Raw genomic sequence first — 13,708 nt, forward strand, 5'->3', positions numbered from 1 at the left:
GTGCTTATTTGATGGTTTGGTTAACGGCAGGGGAATTGGCTTGCCTTCTTGTGTTATTCTGGATCACTTTGCGGTTTCTCAGGTCGTACCGCTGCCCTGAACCAAGAAAAAAGAATGGACCAGCAGGCACCGACGGTGCGTCTTCGCTTGTGTTGCTGTCGCTGCTGAAGTCGGCAACCTGGCTGCTTGCAACAATGGTTTTATGATCATAAATGACCGCGTATGATTTACCCAACACTTCCAGCGTATCACGCTGAACAACAATGGCGGTGCTTTCATCCAGACCGATGCCGATGAGTTCGGGTGACTTACGAATAAAATCAACCAGGTCGAATTCGCGGTTACGCTTAAGCAGGTGTTGGTCGATCGCTGAATTTTTTAGAAATCCCAGACCCTGGGTATGGTCGCCGATGAGTATGTGTGGGCCCTTTGTATCGCCCCTCCACAGGAAAGATCCCTGGATGCTTGCACCTGCCGAACTGCCAACGATTACACCGCCCCTGTTGAGCACGTCAAAAAATGCCTGGTGTGTTAGGGTGTTCAGGTACGAGTCGGCAATCCGCCATTGACGACCACCATCAAAATAAACACCTGTTGCCGTTTTTAACGGAGCGATAAACTGTTCGCTATTAGCTTCGGTTAAATTATTAGTGTGCAGCATGGTGACTTTACTAATGCCAAACTCCTTTTTTATTCGTTCTACGCTGCGCTTATTATATGCGGCTGAATCGCCTGTTGCAGCGGTGATGACAACAATGTCTGCTTTATCCTTTCCACCTGCGAGCTCAAGAAATTTAGCCCAAATCTCAGGTGTGTTTGCACCGCCACCGATGATTATAAGCGATCCTTTTTCGGGCCCATGTTTGGTGGTTGCGGTTTCTTTGATTTTTATAGGTGTTTGTGCGATGGCAGTTACACCGGCGAACAATAAGGGTAGCAGCAGCTTATTAACTTTCATGATTGATGGTGTTGATTAATTTTTTTTCAAGTGTAGAAGGTGTTGTTTACAAGGTCTCTTAATATCCCGGGTTTTGCTCCAGGTCGGGATCCTGTATAATCTCTGTCTGAGGTATCGGGAAGATCCAGAATTGCTCGTTTTTAAGATTTGGATTTATTGCGCCAAACACCTCTCCTGCTCTACCGGTGCGTACAATGTCCGTAAAGCGATGTCCTTCGAAAGGCAGCTCCAACCTGCGCTCCTTTTCAACCAGGAGCAGGATGTCCTGCTTTGAGAACGAAGGACTATAATTTACCACCGGTACATCGGCGCGTGCTTTGATGACGTTTAAATCGGCGATTGCTCCCGGCAGATCCGGACTGGTTTTTTTAGCTCTTGCCTCAGCGCGGATGAGATACTGTTCGGCAATACGCAATACATATATGGAACTGGTGCCATCCTGCTTTCCGTACTGAATAAGATCGTAAACCCCTTCAGGTGTTTGAAACAGCAGGCTCTTTCTTGAGCCACCTTGTTGCGGATCAAGCAGCAGGCCGACAAATTCACGGGCCGGGATATAATCGTGCCGACCGCCTTGTGCCGGCGAGAGCCAGTTGGTGTAAAACGAACTCCTGTCTGCTGAGCTAAACGCAATCTCAAAAATGGACTCCGTAGTGTTTTTTCCGGTGTAAAAGTTTGAAAATGGTTTTACCAGGCTGAAGCTGCTGGCCGCGATGACCTTCGACGCATATTCTTCCGCCAACTCCCAGCGTTGTGTATACAAATAGAGCCGTGCTTTAAGGGCATAAACGGTGAACTTATTAGCCCGGTTCCGATCAACTTTTTCGGTCAACAATGCTTCAGCTTTGTCAAGGTCAGCCTGTGCCTGGGCATAGGTTTGCACCTGGGTGCTCCGCTTAATGCCCTTGTGACTGGTTGGTGAAACTGCAGGCTCAAGAACGATTGGCGCACCTCCGTAAACCCGGGCAAGATCAAAATATACCAGCCCGCGCAGGAAATAAGCTTCGCCAAGAATTTGGTTACGCGCAGCAGTAGATATGGTGCCTTCTGCAAGCGCAGGTAATTTATTGATGACGAAGTTTGCACGGTTGATGGTGGTATACATCGATGAAAAACCGCCACCCCCACTTGCCGCGGTTTTATTGGCAACAAGGTTATTCTGACTATTAAAATTCACCACGTTGTCACCCGCAAGATCAAGGGCGACAATGGTTCCGCCGATATATCCCTGCAACGCGTCGTAGGTACCGATCAGGGCGGCCTGTGCCGACTTTTCATCTACAATAACAGCTTCGTCTGAAATGGTAGCCTGTGGCTCCGTATCGAGCACTTTACTGCAGGCGCCAAAGACCATAACCAGCAATATAAAAACGAGGTTGGTAAGTTTCATAATTCAAACATTTTAGAAGGTGATGTTCACGCCCAGGTTAACAGATTTGGTTTGCGGTACACCGTTGAAATCAAGTCCCTGCACAAGTTCGCTTTCGCTATCGGCTGCAGAATTTGTTTCCGGGTCGGGTCCGCTGTAACGGGTAAGTGTCAGCAGGTTGCTACCGGTGATGTAAAACCGGGCATTGCTGATTTTTAGTGCAGAGGTAAACTTTGCAGGCAATGTATACCCAATCGAAATATCCCGTAGCCGTATAAAAGACGCATCTTCAAGAAAGCGGCTGGAGTTGCTTTCATAGTTCCGGCTGCCATCAGGATTTATCACTGATGTTGGACGAGGTAATACGTCAACATCGCCCGGCTTTTGCCAGTAATTCAGTGCGGATTTTTGTATTGACCTTGTTACACCACGCGTACCGCCTACGTCGAGAAACAAGGCCGTATAGTTAAAGAGCTTGTTGCCCGAGCGATAAAACAGGTTCAGGTTTACATCGAGGTTTTTATAGGTAAATGTGTTTTTGAAAATGCCTTCAAAAAGCGGCCATACATCATCAACAATCCTGCGGTCGTCTGCGGTTATCTTACCGTCTTTTTTTACGTCTTCATAAATGGCATTTCCGGTTTGCGGGTCTACACCAAGGTAGTTGTACACCCAAATAGAATACAACGGAAAACCTTGTTCCAACCGGTACATACCATAGCTGCCGGTAATGGGTGTGCTTAGTTTTTCAATTTTGTTGGTATTGTGCGAAACCGTGAAAGTGGTGTTCCAGGTAAAATCTTTTGAAGTGATGTTTTTTGAACTGGCCAGGAATTCGAAGCCGGTATTACTTATTTCCCCTACGTTTCGGTATACTGAGGAGAACCCGGTTTTTGCAGCGACCGGCTCATTTAACAACAGGTCGGAGGTATACTTACGGTAATAGTCCGCTTCCAGTGTAAGGCGATCGTTAAAGAGTGACCCTGAAAGGCCAATGTTGAACTGGCTGGTGGTTTCCCATCGCAGATCAGGGTTAGCAAGCTGGCTTGGTGCAATACCCGGCAGCTCAGAATAGTTGCGGCCACCGGTCCATAAACCTCTTGAAGCAAAGTCATCGATATCCTGGTTACCGGTTAGTCCATAGCTTGTTTTCAAACGAAGATTGCCGACAGTACTATTTTGGGGGTAGAACTTCTCGTTGCTGATGTTCCATGCCAACCCAACCGATGGAAAATAAGCCCACCGGCGATCCGCACCAAATCGCGAAGATGCGTCTGCCCTGAGGTTTGCATCAATCACGTACCGTTTATCATAAGCATAATTTGCACCTGCAAAAAACGAAACCAGTCCATAATCAGAACCTGATGAAGAAGCGGTTTGCACAGCAGCTGAAGTAATACGCTTAAACTGGTTGCTGGGAAAACCGGTACCTGTTAGCGTTTGCCTTTCTGTTTTTGTATACTGTACGGTATTGCCTGCAAAAAACGAAAAACTGTTGTTGTTCCGGTTGCTGTAGAAGTTCAATAACTGTTCTGCAATCAGCGATTGCTTTGTGGTGGTTACATCATTGGCTTCGCCGGCAGGTTGGCCATACACCAGGTTGGTATTGTAATAGGCCTTCTCGTGGTAGTTATTGTAGTCGTTGCTCAACGAGGTTTTAAACGACAGGTTGGGCAGTATGCTGTAGGTGGCATAAAGATTATTAATACTCCGAAGACTTACCGCGTGATTGTCGGAATTTGCAAGTATCGCAAGGTGGTTGTCGAATACGGTTGGTTTTGCATAACTGCCATCAGCATTATAAAAAGCATAAAATGTTGGGGTATGCAGGGCAGCCTGGAACAAGCCTGCAGGTCCGTCGCCTACACGAACAACTGTTCTGGGCACACTAGAAATACTATTGCTGGTTCCGATCTTAATTTTCCTGTTAATGGTATGGTCAAGATTAAACCGGAATGAATAACGGGTTAAATCCTGCAGCTTTAGTGTAGACTCCTGTTCCTGGTATTCGCCACCCAGGTAAAAATTCGTTTTGGCATCTCCACCCGATACAGAGAGATTATACCGTTGTGAATGCGCGGTGCGAAAAACATCACTTACCCTGTCATAGGTTTTTTGATCTTCAGGATTACCATAAGCCGGAAAACCCGCAACTACTTCGCTCAGGGGTCTGAACGGCCGTGTCGCATAACTTTTACCATCGTTCTGGTGCACAAGGTTTACAAGTTCCGCGTGTTCCGTGCCGCTAACGAGTTCCCACAAATTCGTTGCCTTGCCAATTCCATAATCAGCGGAGAAGTTAAGTTTTGTTTTGGCGTTTTTCGAACCGCGTTTTGTCGTAATCAGGATAACCCCATTGGCACCTCTTGCGCCATATACTGCAGTTGCATTTGCATCTTTAAGTACCGATACCGACTCAATATCTTCAGGGTTAATGTCGGAAAGCGGGTTAGGTGTTTGCCCTCCCAATCCCCTTGATAAACCTTGCAAACTTTCGTTGTTGATAAACACCCCGTCTACAATATACAGTGGATCGTTACCGGCAGTAATCGAGGTCGCGCCCCGTAACCTGACCAGTACAGATGTACCCGGAACACCAGAATTGCTGGCAATCATTAATCCGGGTACCTGTCCCTGGAGTTTTTCAGTAACGCTTGTATAAGATGCTTTCGAGAGGTCGCCCGCCGACACCGTCGTGATGGCACTTGTTTGCGCATTTCGCCGGGTTTGGGTATAACCAACCACCATTACTTCGTTCAATTGTTTGGGTGCTTCTTTCAACAAAATTTCTATCGGGCTTCCGGCTGCTTCAACTTCCTGTTTTTCGTAGCCTACAAAACTGATCTCGAGTGTATAAGGAAACTTTTGACCGGTTACAAAATCAAACTTTCCTTTGGTATCTGTTTCAACGGTATGCGTGGTTCCCTTAATGTGTACCACAGCCTGGTGGAGTGGTTGCCGGGTTCTTGCGTCTAAAACAGTACCTGTAAGCGTAGAGTTGATGAGTGGTGTGGTTTGAGCGTTTGTTGAATAGTTCGTCAGCAATAAAATCAATGCTGCTAATAACCAGGATAATCTTCTCCTGTGATCCCGTTGGTGCCGTCTTAAAGCATTTCGCGATGGTACAATTCGGTACATTTCAATTTTTGGTTTAAGATGATAAGATGAACAGCAGTCAACGCCAATTGAACTTGCTGTTATTGCGATCTTGAATTTGTTAATGGTGATTATTTACCTGCTTACCGCTTCAAAGCCATACACGAAAACGGAAACCGATATGCAAAGTGCGGGTCGCCTGCAAACGGCATCCCGAAAAACTTTAGTAGAAACTTTTTTGGGAGCCAGCTGAGGATTTCTTTTCAACATCGTTGTGTCACTCTCTTTTACGGCAACAATGCTATTCACCAGTAATCAACAGCATAGTGACCGCACCATGAATAATTGTTTTGATGACTTAATAAAAGTGGCCTTTGTTAATCGTATTTACCCGCTTGCAGGCTTCCTGGTGAAAGCGCATAATTGCGGTCAATCCTATCAAGCACGACGTAGATCGAGTCCCTGTTTTCGTTGACACCCCGCAGTATTACTTTACTTCCATCGATTGTCTCATAGTTCAGGATCATCCTGTTTCGCATTTCCCCTTTTGGTGCAGCTTCATACTCACGTTTGCGGCGGGTAGACATGGCAAGCGGATGTATCTTGTATAGTTCGTCGCCTATGTTTGCCAGTGCGGTCGCAGGTATCCAGTTCGCTGGATTGCCAGCAGCTGTGGATGAATCCCTTCTTGCTGCTGGTTGCGCAGCATTGTTCCGCTTCCTACTTGCATTGAAAGGTCGATTTCGCCTATCCCCTGCTGCCCGGTATTTGTCTTCGAGGTACAATACCTTATTTTGTTCATCAGCATAGTAGTGAAACACCCGCTGCCCCCCTGCAACCCCCGACACTTCAAACGTCCGGTTCAAGTCGCGCTGGGGATCACCACCGCCGTTCGACAGGTCGAGCGGTGTGGGCTTATTAACCCGGAAGGTAAGCGTCGACCAGTTCTCAAATGTGGCCTCCTGCCAGCGTACTGAATCAAGCGGAGACTGGGCTAATGATTGGTTGTTGATCTTAAACTCGCTAACATGATAGTTTCCCCGCAGTGCTTTTGCCCCTGCAACTGCCGGTTGTTTATAAGGGTCGTACAGGAAGTTTACCAGTTGCAGGTAGAACAACACGACCAGAAAAAGGAAGATGGTCACCGACTTGAGTCCGATGCGCGTAAACCTTTGCCAGGGTTTATTAAATACCGGGTAGTATTGCGTGGGCACCGTATACTTTTCGAGCACAAACAACCGGTAAATTTTAGGTACGTCATCCACCAACAAAAAAGCGGCGAGCAATACAAAATATGAACTGTAAACATGCACCCCGCCGTCGTAAGCAAAGTTTACATACACGATGTCGGCAAGTGCGGCAAAGAGTAAAATAGCACCAATGGTAGTCGTACGCCTGAAGAACAACAATGCGCCCGCAAGCACCTCGACAACCCCGGCGAACACTTCGTACCATGGTACTATGCCGATCGACAACCAATACAACTTTTGGGCTGTAAGGTCCCCAAAATTGGTGTTCAAAATGCCCAGTGATGGATAAGGCAATTGGGTGGGCAGCAACTTGGTAAAACCAAAACCAATGATGCCGATACCCGCACGGTACCTTACCACTACACGAAGCCAATAATAGAGGAGCTTATATTCCCTCCGTTCCCTTTTAAGTGCTTTGGCTATAAGGGTCCAGGCAAGTGCGCCAACTATGGATACCGCAAGGGTGATCAGCCAGTTAGCATAGCCAAGCAGCGAGCTGCCGAAAATGGTATTGCCAAATATGTTGATCCCCGAACCAAAACGGGCAATGTCGTACAGGTCGCGATAATGAAGTGCAGTCCAGTCGAGCCTGATTAATTGCCTGTACCATTCAATACTGTTCGGAATGGAGATGCTGATAAAGAATATAAATGCAACCGTGAAAAGGAAACGTTCATAGTTTTTCCAGCCACCAACCCGATCCTCAATAACGGGGGTAGATGTTGGATAAGCATGGTAAACATGGCTTTTTGCAACAGGGTGATCTTGTAAGCTTCTTGTGGATAAGGACATGGGAGAAGATTAATAGTTACTTGTGGGTAGATCAGAGTTTGAGTCCGCTTCTGCGACCTTGTTTTGCAGCTTCCTGTACCAGGTATTTTTTGTTTACGCGGTGAAGGGTGACAAATACGGAATCGTTGTTGTAATCGATTCCTCTTAATTGAATCCGGCTGCGATCACCATTGTATTGCAGCACTATCTTTTCATTTGGATAATGCGGGTTTTTGTTGTGGAGGATAAGCAGGTTATTCGTGCTGTCTACTTCATAACTGTAATAATGACGTCCCTTTGAGCCCTCAAGTTCGTAATTGCGCCGCCCACTGCCGGCAACAATTTGATCGATGTTAGTTGAGTCAGTCACGACAGGCCTGTTCGACTTTATACTGATGGTGTTCCACTTTTCAAACACAACATCCTGCCACCTTATAGGATCCGTTTTATCGTATGCTAAGGTTGTGTTGTTTATACGGAATGCTGCAACGTTATAAAGACCGGCAACACCTGTTAATCCCGGTTGGGTTGGATACTGGTAAGGGTCCCTACGGTAATTAGTAGCAGTTTTAAAGCCATATAAAACAAAAAAGAAGAACACCACTGCGGCTTTAAGTGGCAACCGAAGGTTACGCAACCAGCCAGCTATGAACACCGGCTTAAATGTATTGGGCCGTGTCGCCCGTTGCAGGATAACCAGGCTGATGATCCTTTGCAGATCGAACACCAACAGGAACAAAGCGAAGCTTAACAGGTAAAGGCTGTAAACATGTTCACCGCCTTCGTAGGCAAGGTTCGAGAAATAAACATTGCCTGTAAATATTACGATCATAAACGCGCTGATCGTTGCGGTCTTCCGGTATAACAGCAATAAGGCAAATACAATTTCCACTAACCCGAGAAAGGCCTGATATGACGGAACAATTCCAAGTGTCAGGGAAAATAGTTTCCACCGGTTAAAGTCGCCATATGCAGTGTTGAGATTACTAATAGACGGGTAAGGTGCCTGCAGGGGAAATAATTTGATCATACCATAAGCCAGCAATGCAATCGCAAGCCGATATCGTACAAGCACCCTGATCCAATAGTAAAGCACACTGTATTCCCTTGTTTTGTTACGATCGAAATAGGTCCAGGTAATGGCACCCATTAAGGCAATGATAAAGATGATTGCCCAGTTTCCATAGTGCTGTTGTGAACCGAAAAACCGCGGTTGGTAGTGAGCAAGATTAAAGATATCGCCATAGTGCAGGTTGCTCCAGCTGATGGAAAAAAGTTGCTGCCAGAAAACCGGATCCAATGGAATGACCTGTAATAAGAAATAAAGAAAAAATATCCTGAAAACAATTTTATGGGCCTTTTTCCAGGGTTGCTGTGGAACCGCGGGTACGATTAGCGGTTCGTCGTTGGTTGTTGGATGTAGTAATGACATTAGAATAAATTAGTAATGAATTATATGTATGCAGTGCACACGGGAACTTAACCCAGCCACGAGGTTGCTGTATAAGCACGCGTTAGCCACAACAGCTTTAGCGCCGTTAGTCAATCATCGCCGTATATAAAATAAATTGCTATAGTCAACAACAGGCAGCACACGGGTATGTGCATTCACAATCCTGCAGGTGTTGACGGCAAGTAGTGCCGTAGTGTGTAGAGGCTTTTTTCATTACTTTTGCATTGGTTTAAAAATGATAAGGTCTACACGTGCAATGCAAATTGCAACGTGTTTGGTTCGCGCCAGCCTTGTTAGTATTCTGCCGGAACTGCGCCAACAGTTCCGGTTTTTTATTTTGTTTCAACTAAAATATTCGTTCTTGCTTATGGGTCAACTTAATTGATCTTCATTGTTACCACGCAAGGCATAAGCACCCGGGCAATACTTTAGACCCTGCTTTACGCAATCTCTCTTACGACCCGGGTTGATAAGATTTTATACTAAGTTATTACAGCTAACAACAGGTGCTTTCAGCAACAGAAACACACTGCATTCATGTGAATACAAGCAGAACTAAAAGTTGGTAAAGCGTACATCATTCCTGGTAGTTGTATTTATGAGTTGGCAAGTCCATCGACATAAATCGATGTTAAATGATCACAAGGCAAATATAGCAATTCAGTTTAGTCTACCAAATTGGTAGAATAATATTTTTTGTATTTCAGCAAGTTTTTTTGCGTTTGAGGATAGGTCAATTCATGCTTGGGCATTCGTGGCTACATAATAGCAAACGCATTTGAGTAATCATGTAAAATGAAAAGACTTGTTGTTCTATCAAGAATGGATTACATCTTTTTCCGCCGCTCCTGCGTAAAGCAATTACTTATTACAATCTACAGGCTGGTTGATGTTTGCCAAGGAGAGTGCGAAGCTTTTTGGTAGAGTTGACAATGACCGTTCAGCAAGGCTTGATCAACATTGATAACCGAGATTTCACCGGGTAACCCCATTTGCTGCAGTGCCAGTAAATAATACGGCTGAAGTTGTTCATTTACGAGGAGGGTGATCCTGCAATCATACATCGGGATATCCTTTAATTCCAAACCGATAAGCAGGCCGCTGAGGTAAAACCAATTATCCTGTTTGGTCAACTTTCCGAATAAAGCATTGGTCCGCACGAGAAAAAAAGCGTGGAGTGGGTTCATCGATTTACCATCATTCACCCCTTGCAAAAAGCTCGTCCGGTCTGGTCCGGCTGCACCAGGCAAGCCCTTTTCAATACTCCCGGCAAGAATACTCCTGGTCGATAGCAGATCAAACATTTCGCCGGTCATGAAAGTTTGAAAGTGTACCACCTTGCCGTTTTCTACCTTAATATGCTTCGAATGTGTTCCCGGCAATATAAACAGGTGTTCACCGGCTTGAGGATCAGGTGAACAACCCACCAATTGTATCTCTTCACCACGCATAACATCATCATCCGAACGAACACCGGATATGATCAGCATGTTGTGATTAAAATCATTTGTAGCGGGTAAATGCCCGGTTTGCAGGTCTGATCCGTCGATTGAAAAAGGTAACGGTTTGTAAGGCAGTTCCACGATGCCGAGGGTGGAAGATGCCATACCCGAAACAATCAGGGGAACACCTTCTAACTGGTGATGGGTTTCCTGTTGTAATAACCTGATTTCATTCTTGAGTATAGCCTGGTAAAATGGCACCCGTTGCGCATTGTTGAGTTTTGCCGCCACCCACAACTGGTGGATTGAATTAATACCCTGGTTGTTGCTGCGCTGGGCGATTACCTTACATGAGTGCACTTCCACCAGGCGCAGGCGAAAGGATGATGTACCCCAATCACAACTCAGGAACAGGTTTTCTTTTACCATAAGCATCCGTGGGTTTCAATTCAATTAGTTTCGAAGGGATTCTTTGTGCGATGGGATCGTAAGTTGATCAGTTGATTGGTTGATTGGTTGAAAAGTTAGGGATATAGATCAAATGTTGATCCGCACAACAAGCCACACACGACCAGATTATTTTGTTTCAACATCTGAAGTTATTCAGTTAGATCCTTGTTCCTTTGATTCGCCCAGCAATGCTATGCAGTACAAGAGTGCGACGCAACAATGTTCTATAGAATTCTTGCAGTTTGGTCCAAAAGAAATCTTTACTAAACGACATTGATATAGCATTTAACATTGAACACAGTTCATCAGGCTCCCTCAGTCGCGTCTCATATCCCATCTCTCGACTGCTGCGCAAGTTGATAGGTTGAATAGTTGAGTTGAAATCAACACGCGCACTACAGGCCTCACAAGTTCACACGTGCTCCATTCAGCATATAACATTCAACACAGCTCAACGGGATCCCTCGTGCCTCGGGAGACTGCTGCGCAAGTTGCGTTTTCGACGAGATCCCTCGTGACTCGGGATGACAATAAGTTGATACGTTGAATGGTTCACTCTTCACGGCACGACAAGCCTTACAAGTGTACACTTGCTTCATTCAACATTTAGCATATAACATTCAACACAACTCAACGGGATCCCCCGTGCCTCGGGATGACTGCAGCGCATCGACAACCAACTAACAAGCGCTCACTCAACTATGAATTCATAACTCATCATTCATAATTCAATCACCATTCCGCAATACTTCCATCCTTATGCCGCCATACGGGGTTCCGCCAGTTGTGGCCAATAGCTGCAAGTTTGCGCACATGATTTTCGTTGATTTCAATACCGAGGCCGGGACCATTCGGTATTTTAACATAGCCGTCATCGTAGTCAAATACATTACGCTCTACAATATAGTCCAGCAGGTCGCTGCCCTGGTTATAATGTATTCCAAGACTTTGTTCCTGTATAAAAGCGTTGTGACAGGTAGCATCTACCTGCAGGCACGCTGCCAGGGCAATTGGTCCGAGCGGGCAATGCGGTGCCACTGCAACGTCGAATGCTTCGGCCATAGAAAATATCTTTTTGCATTCGGTTATCCCACCCGCATGTGACAGGTCGGGTTGAATGATATCCACATAACCATCGATCAATAATCTTTTAAATTCCCAACGGGAAAACATGCGTTCACCGGTAGCGATGGGAATGGAAACGGCGTTTGCGATCTCACGCAACACTTCGTTGTTTTCGGGTAATACGGGCTCCTCGATAAACATAGGGCGGTAAGGTTCCAGTTCACGGGCAAGGATTTTCGCCATGGGCCTGTGCACCCTGCCATGAAAGTCTATGCCGATACCCAGTGCCGGTCCGCCAGCCTCGCGTACCGCTGCGATACGTGCCACGGCTGCATCAATCTTGTCGAAAGAGTCAATGTACTGCAGTTCTTCTGTCGCATTCATTTTAACTGCACGGAATCCTTTTTGCACCATCTCTTTTGCTGCGGCACCGACCTCAGACGGACGATCGCCCCCGATCCAGGAATATACCTTCATGGTATCCCTTGCCTTGCCACCCAACAATTGGTAAATGGGCGCCTTGAAAAACTTGCCCTTGATGTCCCACAATGCCTGGTCAATCCCGGCAATGGCGCTCATAAAGACCGCCCCACCACGGTAAAAGCCGGAACGATACATCATATTCCAATGGTCCTCTATGTGCTGCGGATCTTTACCCACCAACCCTTCCATTAACTCAACAACGGCAGCCTTAACGGTAGCTGCCTTTCCTTCAATAACAGGTTCACCCCACCCCACAATGCCTTCACTGGTGTCAATCTTCAGGAACAACCAACGTGGCGGAACCTGGAACAATTCAAATCCTGTAATCTTCATATGAGTTGTTTTATGCTGACCTATTTAAAGTTAAATGCTTAAACCCGTAGTTAACAAATCATCCTTTTGTGTTTGTATCGATAACTACTTATCAATCGGAAAGCTAGCAGGCTCGGAATTCTTTTATGTCACCTTATGAAGCGGCTACTTATGAAATCAGGTTAAGTGTCGTTTATTAAGGTTCAACTATAGTTGTTCGCCGGTGAAGTTGCGGAGGTAGCATAGCCGAACCGGGTTCAGCCTCTCGAACGATGTCGGAACAAGACCCTCTGGTCACCTTACAGGAATATGGCGCATGAAGCCGATTGCGTCGGGCAACTTCCTGCTAAGCCAGTGCGTCAACAAATTGCCTTGCCTTCACCGTTAATGCGGCCAGGTATTGATCATCTACCTTTCCCTTTGCATTCACAAGCGCACTGCCAATTCCAAATGCAATTGCACCTGCATCGTGAAATGCTTTTATCGTTTGCAGGGTTACGCCACCGGTGGGCATCAGAGGGATGTGTGGCAGGGGACCCCGGAGGTCTTTGATATAGTCCGGGCCTGTTGAAGCCGGGAATACCTTTACGATATCCGCCCCATTTTTATACGCATGCACAATCTCCGTAGCCGTATAAGCTCCGGGGATGCTCACCACACCAAGGCCTTTTGTGACCGCAATGGTATCGACATCTACGATAGGCGATATGATAAACCCGGCGCCGGCAGAAATCGCCAGCTTAGCACCATCAGCGTCCAGTACCGTTCCCGCACCTATAAGCATACGGCCTGCCGACTGTGAAGCGACATCTGCTATTACCTGGAGTGCGTCCCGAGAATTCAGGGTAATCTCCAGGGTTCTTACACCTCCCTCGTAAAGGGCGTGTACTACCGCCGGAACCACATTGGGCTCCAGCCCACGCATGATGGCTACAATCTTATAGTGCCTGATGTGTGATAATGCATCCATATGTTCAATTTACAGCTTTTGCCCCAACCAATTGCGCAAGCTTACCAAACAGGGCGCTGGTGTTCGGGCCGACAAGGTATTTTTGCGAT

The 13,708-nt window shown here is 46.3% G+C and carries 8 protein-coding genes; all 8 read right to left on the reverse strand.

Translation table 11 applies throughout. The features are described 5' to 3' along the window. Window positions 1–4: 4 nt before the first annotated feature. The 8 genes from EXU57_RS14430 to EXU57_RS14465 all read right to left on the reverse strand — a co-directional run bounded on the left by EXU57_RS14430 (window position 5) and on the right by EXU57_RS14465 (window position 13,619). Window positions 5–958, reverse strand: a complete 954-nt coding sequence (locus tag EXU57_RS14430; protein ID WP_133268935.1) for a cyanophycinase — start codon at window positions 956–958, stop codon at window positions 5–7. A 58-nt stretch (window positions 959–1,016) separates the two neighbouring features. Beyond that, window positions 1,017–2,348, reverse strand: coding sequence for a RagB/SusD family nutrient uptake outer membrane protein (locus EXU57_RS14435; protein ID WP_133268936.1), 1,332 nt, complete (start codon window positions 2,346–2,348; stop codon window positions 1,017–1,019). Between the two features lie 12 nt (window positions 2,349–2,360). Further along, on the reverse strand, window positions 2,361–5,465 hold the full coding sequence (locus tag EXU57_RS14440) for a SusC/RagA family TonB-linked outer membrane protein (RefSeq protein ID WP_133268937.1): 3,105 nt from the start codon (window positions 5,463–5,465) through the stop codon (window positions 2,361–2,363). A 335-nt stretch (window positions 5,466–5,800) separates the two neighbouring features. Continuing rightward, the gene (locus EXU57_RS14445) at window positions 5,801–7,465 is read right to left on the reverse strand and encodes a hypothetical protein (protein ID WP_207955483.1); all 1,665 of its coding nucleotides are present in this window, start codon (window positions 7,463–7,465) and stop codon (window positions 5,801–5,803) included. A gap of 31 nt (window positions 7,466–7,496) precedes the next feature. After that, a complete protein-coding gene (locus EXU57_RS14450; protein WP_207955484.1) occupies window positions 7,497–8,876 on the reverse strand; it encodes a DoxX family protein in 1,380 nt (459 codons plus the stop codon). 896 nt (window positions 8,877–9,772) lie between these two features. After that, window positions 9,773–10,768 carry a 2-dehydro-3-deoxygalactonokinase gene (locus EXU57_RS14455; RefSeq protein ID WP_165958148.1) on the reverse strand — a complete coding sequence of 332 codons (996 nt, stop codon included), beginning with the start codon at window positions 10,766–10,768 and terminating at the stop codon, window positions 9,773–9,775. Between the two features lie 753 nt (window positions 10,769–11,521). Continuing rightward, a complete protein-coding gene (gene dgoD / locus EXU57_RS14460; RefSeq protein ID WP_133268939.1) occupies window positions 11,522–12,670 on the reverse strand; it encodes a galactonate dehydratase in 1,149 nt (382 codons plus the stop codon). A 325-nt stretch (window positions 12,671–12,995) separates the two neighbouring features. Beyond that, on the reverse strand, window positions 12,996–13,619 hold the full coding sequence (locus tag EXU57_RS14465; RefSeq protein WP_133268940.1) for a bifunctional 4-hydroxy-2-oxoglutarate aldolase/2-dehydro-3-deoxy-phosphogluconate aldolase: 624 nt from the start codon (window positions 13,617–13,619) through the stop codon (window positions 12,996–12,998). Window positions 13,620–13,708 lie beyond the last annotated feature (89 nt).

Source organism: Segetibacter sp. 3557_3, assembly GCF_004354985.1.
GTDB lineage: Bacteria > Bacteroidota > Bacteroidia > Chitinophagales > Chitinophagaceae > Segetibacter.

Coding starts and splice junctions, on each gene's coding strand:
- EXU57_RS14450 (WP_207955484.1), bottom strand. CDS start 8,876: ATGTCATTACTACATCCAACAACCAACGACGAACCGCTAATCGTACCC.
- EXU57_RS14435 (WP_133268936.1), bottom strand. CDS start 2,348: ATGAAACTTACCAACCTCGTTTTTATATTGCTGGTTATGGTCTTTGGC.
- EXU57_RS14455 (WP_165958148.1), bottom strand. CDS start 10,768: ATGGTAAAAGAAAACCTGTTCCTGAGTTGTGATTGGGGTACATCATCC.
- EXU57_RS14465 (WP_133268940.1), bottom strand. CDS start 13,619: ATGGATGCATTATCACACATCAGGCACTATAAGATTGTAGCCATCATG.
- EXU57_RS14430 (WP_133268935.1), bottom strand. CDS start 958: ATGAAAGTTAATAAGCTGCTGCTACCCTTATTGTTCGCCGGTGTAACT.
- dgoD (WP_133268939.1), bottom strand. CDS start 12,670: ATGAAGATTACAGGATTTGAATTGTTCCAGGTTCCGCCACGTTGGTTG.
- EXU57_RS14440 (WP_133268937.1), bottom strand. CDS start 5,465: ATGTACCGAATTGTACCATCGCGAAATGCTTTAAGACGGCACCAACGG.
- EXU57_RS14445 (WP_207955483.1), bottom strand. CDS start 7,465: ATGTCCTTATCCACAAGAAGCTTACAAGATCACCCTGTTGCAAAAAGC.